Source organism: Magnetococcales bacterium (assembly GCA_015228815.1).
Taxonomy (GTDB): domain Bacteria; phylum Pseudomonadota; class Magnetococcia; order Magnetococcales; family UBA8363; genus UBA8363.
In genome coordinates, this window is the sequence record JADGCV010000023.1 from 61,289 (window position 1) to 68,004 (window position 6,716).

Genomic DNA, 6,716 nt, shown 5'->3' on the forward strand with positions numbered 1-6,716 from the left:
CAAAATATAAACCCATTGTCGGCCTGGATATAGGGACATCGGTGATTCGGGCCATGGAAGTCCGTCCCCATGGACGCCACTGGCGCCTTCTGCGTTGTCATCAGGCCCCCCTCCCGCCATTCATGCTCGCCGACGGAAAAATAAAAAAATCGGACGAAGCGGTCGATTTCATCGGAAACTTCCACAAGGAAGGGCGATTCACCACCCCCAGGATCGCCCTTTCCGTCGGCGGCCCCTCGATCATCAGCAAAAAAATCATCGTCGATCGCATGAGCGAAATGGACCTCGAAGACCAGATCACCCTCGAAGCGGAAGAATACATCCCATTCGACATCGACGAAGTCTTCCTCGATTTCCAGATCCTGGGCGACGCCGAGGAACGAATGGCCGTCCTCCTGACCGCCTGCAAAAAAGATTTTGTCAACGACAAACTCGAATTATGCCGACTCGCCGGTCTCGATCCCGTGTTTCTCGACCTCGACTGCCTCTGCATCGCCAATGCCCATGCCGCTTTCCATGAGGACCCCGTCGGAAAAAGAAAAGAAAGAAAACCCTTCTTTTCCCTGACAAGAAAACCGAAAGCTGGCGCGAAAAGTGCATTAAAACCCGGAGCATCGACCACAGGCTCCCGCGGCGGCGCGGAACATTCCGCCGCCGACATCGTCGCCCTGGCCAACATCGGGGGCCAACATCTCAATACCGTCATCCTGGTCGATGGCAAGATCGACTATACCCGGGATCTGTCCTTTGGCGCCCGGTCCCTGATGAACGAACTGACAGAGCAGACAGGTTGGACGATGGACGAATTGCACCAGTCCCTGAAAAATCCCGACTCCGCCGCTCCCGCATCGGCGCTGCACGAGGCCTGGGACAACCTGATCCTCCCCTTCGAAACCAAACTCGCCGGCCAAATCCGGCAATCCCTCGATTTTTTTCAGGCCTCCCGTCCCCACAAGGAAACAGCCGGCATCCTCCTGCTGTCGGGAGGAGCGACGGTGATCGCCGGAATCGAACAACGGCTGTCACAAACGTTGGGCCTCCCGGTGGCGATTTTCGATCCCGCGGGCAAACTCAAGAAGGATCGCGGTCCCCGCGGTCCGCGAATGGAGCATCCGGTCGGCTTTGCCGTCGCCCTGGGTCTGGCCTTGCGGGGTCTGTCGCCGTGATTGCGACCATCAATCTGCTTCCGTATCGCCAGGCACGACGACTCGCCAAGGCCAACCGGATCATCGCCTCCTGGGGTGGCACCTTCGTCGCGACCATCGCCATCCTGTTTTTGATCCATCTCCAGTTTACCGGTCACCTTGAAGCACGCGAGGCACAAGCACGCGACAACGAGGCCATCATCGCCGACCTCGACAAAAAACTGGGCGAGGTGAAAAATATTCGCGAACTGAAGAAATTCATCGAAAACAAACTGAAGCTCATCGAGGAACTGAAACAAAGCCGCAATCTTCCGGTGCGCATCATCGACGAGGTCATCACCGCCCTGCCCGAAAAAAGCTGGCTCAAGGGGATCCAGATGCAGGACCGGACCCTGAAGCTCAACGGCATGGCCCAGTCCAACGCCGTCGTCGCCGGTTTCATGGAACGCCTCAATGCCTCCCCCTTCATCGACAACGTCCGCCTGGGACAGGTATCGCTCAACGCCACCAAGGACAAGGTCAAGGCCTTCAGCCTCGAAGCCAGCTACGCCCCCCTCGAACAGAAGAAGGAGGAACCCGAACCCGGCCATGGCGGGCTGGTATCGGGTACGGGGAGACACCAAAAAGATCCGGCTCCGGGGAAACGCTGATGGATCTCGGCTTCGACCCCATCGGCCTGTTGCGCCTGCCGGCAAAGAAAAAAGCGGCCATCGTCCTGGGGGTCATCGCACTCCTGTCGGGAGGATACGGGTACCTGTATCTTCAGGATGTCTTGGACCAGATCGACAAGGTCAACGCCAGGATCCATGAACAGGAAGAAAAGATCAACGGCAAAAGAGCCATGCTCGCAAGCCTGCCGAAACTGCGCAAGGAACTGGAAGAACTCAAGAAACTCGAAGCCAAGGCCGCCCGCGATCTTCCCTCGAAACAGGAGATTCCCGCCCTGCTCGCCACCATTTCGCAGGCGGGGCATGAACAGGGGCTCGAATTTGTCCTGTTTGCCCCCAAGCAGGAACTCTCCGTCGATATTTATGCCGAAGTTCCGGTCGATGTTCATGTATCGGGAAGTTTTCAGTCCACGGTCGTGTTCATGGACAAGGTGACCCGGATGAACCGGATCGCCACCTTCACCCATGTGACCATGACCCCCAGCACCACCAAGGCCGGGCTGATCACGACGACCTCCCGTTTGACCACCTATCGTTTTCTGGATACCCATGACGCCGGTTTCAAATCACCCACGGACAAGAAATAGGGAACGTCCCCTCATGAACCGTTTGTCCACGGCGCTCCCCGTCGTCTTGTGGCTGCTGTCGTTCACGGCAATCCCGACCGTCATGGGAGAACAGGCCGTGCCCGCCAACGGGTCGAAAACTTCCGGCGCGGAAAAGAACGAAGCCGCCATCACCCCGCCCCCCTTGTGGACCTACACCCCCTACAACCGCAAGGACCCGTTCCAGGCCCCCCCCGACGTCCAAGAGGCCGAAGAACGCCCCCAGGGCGCGGTCATTCCGGAAAAACCAAAACGGACGAAGGAATTTCTCGAATCCTTCGAGCTGGACAGCCTCAAGCTGGTCGCCACCATCTTTCAAATCGAAGGGGAACCGCCCGTGGCCATGGTCGAAGATCCGATGGGGGTCGGTCACCTGGTGGCGGTGGGACACCATCTGGGCGCCAGGGAAGGGCGTATCAAGGAGATCAAGGACGGAATGCTGATTCTCGAAGAACAGGTCAACGACAAGACCGCCCCGCAACCGACGCGCACCGTCACCCTCAAACTTTCCAGAGAGGTCGCGCCATGAAACTGCCACGATCGGCAGGTGGCCAGAGCGGTATCCTTGCCGCTTTGACGCTTTTGTTCCTCGGGATGGTCCTGGTCGGGTCATCCGCCGTGGCCCTGGAGCAAATCGGATCCACCACCTACGGCGCCCACCCCCCTCCCGTTTCCACCGCGCCCACCCCTGCCACGACCGACGCGGCCACGATCCAACGGATCGAATCGCTTCCCGGACCCCAGGGACATCAATTCATCATCCATGGCGATCGCCCGTTGCGTTACCAGGTGTTCAACCTGTCCGATCCGCCGCGGCTGTTGTTACGGATTGCCAATGCCCGCCTTTCGCCCGCGGTGCAACCCGTGACCATCCGTTCCGGGACCATCGACGATCTGACCGCCATCCAGAGCGACACCGGCGCGGTACACATCGAAGTGCGGCTCGCAAGCCCCCAGTCCCACGATGTGATCGACGACGGCAACCGCCTCCATCTGACCATTCCATCACCAACCGCCGCCCTCCCCCACCCCCCCGAAATCCACGACCTGGAGGTCGCCGTCGAACCGATGCGCACGACCGTGGGGCTTCGGGGAACCGGTCCCGGACCGCTGCCACGGGTCCATCGACTCCACGATCCGCCGCGACTGGTCATGGATTTGACGGGATTCACCGGTCCAGACGCGGACAGGACCGAGAAGGTCGATTCGCCCGAAGTCGCCACGGCAACCCTCGTGGCGGGCGCTGGCAAGGCACGGCTTGTGGTGACCCTGAAATCGCCCGAGGTCCGTCATGAACTGATCACGCGCCAGGGACTGCCGACCCTGGTCCTGACCCGTCCCGATCCGGCGACCGCTACCGCCCCTGCGTCGCTGCCAGGACGGATCGAGGATGTCCTGTTCGAACGTGACGGCGCGATGGCTGTTGTACGCATCGCCACCACCACACGCGAAACCGGCCTGAAAGCGGCCCGGGCCGCAAGCGAGCTGCGTCTGACCCTGACCCATCTTCTGTTGCCGCCGCACCTTGTCCGCAGGATGGATGTCACCGCGTTCGCCAGCCCGATCCGCACCATCGACACCTATTTTTCGCACGATGCCGTGCAGTTCGTGATCCGTCTTTCCGATTCCGGCGCCCGGCACGAGATCGTGGAAACCCCCCGGGAAATCCTGGTCCGGGTCCACCCCGTCAGGGAAGTCGCCACCGGCGACAAGAAGAACGAACCGGTCCATACCGGAAAGAAGATTTCGATGGACTTCAAGGACATCAACATTCACAACGCCTTGAAGCTCATCGCCGAGGTCAGCAAACTCAACATCATCGTCGCCGACAGCGTCAGCGGCACCCTGTCCATGAGACTGGTCGATGTCCCCTGGGATCAGGCCCTGGACCTGATCCTCGCCGCCAAGGGGTTGGACAAGGAGGTCCAGGGCAACGTCATCCGCATCGCCCCGATGGCGGAAATCCAGGCCACAGCCGAAGCCCGGCGCAAGACCATCGCCAGCCAGGAACAACTCGAACCCTTCATCACCGAACTGATCCCCGTCAGCTTCGCCAACGCCCAGGACCTCGCCAGTCTCCTGAAGGAGGGGGTCAACAACGAACAACAGGGGACCCGTATTCTCTCCCCCGGAGGGGCCATTTCCATCGATGCGCGCACCAGTACCCTGATCATCAAGGACATTGCCCGCAACATCGCCATCATCCGCGACCTTGTCGCCAAACTCGACAAACCCACGGCCCAGGTGCTCATCGAGGCCCGGGTCGTGGAAATCAACCGTTCCCTGAAGAACGACCTGGGCATCCGCTGGAGCGCCTCCTATGTCCCCGATGTCGGCGACAACACGCAAATTTCCACCGCCACCATGGTCGATGTCGGCATCCCCGGCGCATCGGGGACTCTCAACCTGAATCTGGGAACCCTGTCGCCGCTCATGGACCTTGACATCGAGCTGTCGGCCCTGGAGGCGACCGGCAAGGCCAAGACCATCTCCTCGCCCCGGGTCCTGACCATGGACAATCAGCAGGCGAGCATCACCCAGGGGGAAAACGTCCCCTACAATTCCGAATCGGAGAGCGGCGGCACCACCGTCCAATTCGTCGAGGCCTCGCTCAAGCTCAGCGTCACCCCCCACGTCACCCCCAACGGCTTCATCGCCCTCAAGGTATCGGTCACCAACAATTCCATCGGCTCCGGCGGCTCGCCCCCCCCCATCAACACCAAGGAGGTGAGCACCCAGGCCCTGGTGCGCAACAACGAAACCATCGTTCTCGGGGGAATCTTCACCAAGAACCAAACCAATGACAGCACCGCCGTTCCTGGTCTGAACAAGATTCCCTTCCTCGGCGACATTCTGTTCAAGAACAAGAGCGACGCCACGTCGCAAAGTGAACTTCTGATCTTCATCACACCACGCATCGTGCCATCGGGGGCCTCATGATCCACGAAACCCTGCTCCTGGACCTGGGAACACGGTCCTATCCCATCGATTTCGGCCCCGGCCTGCTCGACACGGTCGGAGCGCGTCTGCGCGCGCTGCGCCTGGGCGGACAGGCAGCCATCATTACCAACGATACCGTGGCGCCACTCTATCTGCATCGGGTCCAAACCTCGCTGGAGCAGGCCGGCTTCACGGTCGTGCCCATCGTGTTGCCCGATGGGGAGGTCCACAAGAACTTCGAAACCATGCAACGGATCTTCGATCACCTTCTCCGGCATCGGCTGGAACGATCGGCCTTTCTGGTCGCCCTGGGAGGGGGAGTGATCGGCGACATGACCGGATTCGCCGCGGCGACGTTTCTGCGCGGCGTCTCCTTCGTCCAGATTCCCACCACCCTGTTGGCGCAGGTCGATTCGAGTGTCGGCGGCAAGACGGGCATCAACCATCCCCTGGGCAAGAACATGATCGGCGCTTTTCATCAACCACGCCTGGTCACCTGCGATCTGGCAACGTTGACCACCCTGCCGCGACGGGAATTCGTGGCGGGAATGGCGGAGGTGATCAAGTACGGCCTGATTTGGGATGAATCCTTTTTTCATTTTCTGGAACAAAACCTCGGGGCCATCCTCGCCCTCGATGGCGAGGTTCTGAAGGAGGTGGTCCGCACCTGTTGCGCCATCAAGGCGCAAATCGTCGGCGCCGACGAGCATGAAAGCGGCATTCGCGCCATACTCAATTTCGGTCACACCTTCGGACACGCCATCGAATCCCTGACAGGATACGGACAGTTCCTCCATGGCGAAGCGGTCGCCATGGGCATGGTGATGGCGGCGGACCTGTCACGGCGCCTGGGATGGATTACCGACGCGGATTGGCAAGGGGCCGTGTCACTCATGGGCCTGGCCGGTCTCCCCATCGCCCCCCCGCCATTCACCGTCACTGCCTTTCGTGATTCCTTCTCACGGGACAAGAAGGTGCGGGATGGCCGGCCACGGTTCGTATTGCTCCAGAAAATCGGCCAGGCCGTCGTCACGGCGGATGTCCCCGGGGATCTCCTCGACGAACTTCTGCGCGACCATGTCGGAAGTCGCGGTCAAGATTGATGGTCACACCCCATGCGCCCCCCTTCCCCACCCGATAGGAACAAAATCAAAATCAACACCCTGGGGGCAATCCCCCAGACATCTTTTTTCTTTCAATAATTAAATCTGGAAGGTACCTGGGCAATTACAGAATTTTTTTCGAATCCGGATTGGGTTGTGGTATACTGTCGATGGTATCGAGTCGTAACCGTTCAGACCCCCCTGGATTTTTTCCCCTCTCCCTCTGGGAGAGGGGCAGGGGTGAGGGAACCGGCG

General features: G+C 60.2%; 6 protein-coding genes. All 6 read left to right on the forward strand.

The genetic code is table 11. The features are described from left to right. The first annotated feature begins 53 nt into the window (after nt 1-53). Genes pilM through aroB form a run of 6 tightly spaced genes read left to right on the forward strand, consistent with a single transcriptional unit; the run spans nt 54 to nt 6,461 of the window. Nucleotides 54-1,166, forward strand: coding sequence for a type IV pilus assembly protein PilM (pilM, locus tag HQL76_10945; protein MBF0109682.1), 1,113 nt, complete (start codon nt 54-56; stop codon nt 1,164-1,166). Beyond that, the gene (locus HQL76_10950; GenBank protein ID MBF0109683.1) at nt 1,163-1,795 is read left to right on the forward strand and encodes a PilN domain-containing protein; all 633 of its coding nucleotides are present in this window, start codon (nt 1,163-1,165) and stop codon (nt 1,793-1,795) included. The genes pilM and HQL76_10950 overlap by 4 nt, the downstream gene beginning before the upstream one ends. Continuing rightward, nucleotides 1,795-2,400 carry a type 4a pilus biogenesis protein PilO gene (gene pilO / locus HQL76_10955; protein MBF0109684.1) on the forward strand — a complete coding sequence of 202 codons (606 nt, stop codon included), beginning with the start codon at nt 1,795-1,797 and terminating at the stop codon, nt 2,398-2,400. Before HQL76_10950 ends, pilO begins: the two co-directional genes overlap by 1 nt. A 13-nt stretch (nt 2,401-2,413) precedes the next feature. Then, on the forward strand, nt 2,414-2,947 hold the full coding sequence (locus tag HQL76_10960) for a pilus assembly protein PilP (GenBank protein ID MBF0109685.1): 534 nt from the start codon (nt 2,414-2,416) through the stop codon (nt 2,945-2,947). Next, nucleotides 2,944-5,358: a type IV pilus secretin PilQ gene (gene pilQ / locus HQL76_10965; protein MBF0109686.1), complete on the forward strand. Its 2,415-nt coding sequence runs from the start codon at nt 2,944-2,946 to the stop codon at nt 5,356-5,358. The genes HQL76_10960 and pilQ overlap by 4 nt, the downstream gene beginning before the upstream one ends. Continuing rightward, nucleotides 5,355-6,461: a 3-dehydroquinate synthase gene (aroB, locus tag HQL76_10970; GenBank protein ID MBF0109687.1), complete on the forward strand. Its 1,107-nt coding sequence runs from the start codon at nt 5,355-5,357 to the stop codon at nt 6,459-6,461. The genes pilQ and aroB overlap by 4 nt, the downstream gene beginning before the upstream one ends. The last annotated feature ends 255 nt before the right edge of the window (nt 6,462-6,716 follow it).

Bases quoted from the DNA above. Each gene is read 5' to 3' on its own strand.
- pilM (MBF0109682.1), top strand. From the start codon at position 54: ATGGAAGTCCGTCCCCATGGACGCCACTGGCGCCTTCTGCGTTGTCAT.
- pilO (MBF0109684.1), top strand. From the start codon at position 1,795: ATGGATCTCGGCTTCGACCCCATCGGCCTGTTGCGCCTGCCGGCAAAG.
- HQL76_10960 (MBF0109685.1), top strand. From the start codon at position 2,414: ATGAACCGTTTGTCCACGGCGCTCCCCGTCGTCTTGTGGCTGCTGTCG.
- pilQ (MBF0109686.1), top strand. From the start codon at position 2,944: ATGAAACTGCCACGATCGGCAGGTGGCCAGAGCGGTATCCTTGCCGCT.
- aroB (MBF0109687.1), top strand. From the start codon at position 5,355: ATGATCCACGAAACCCTGCTCCTGGACCTGGGAACACGGTCCTATCCC.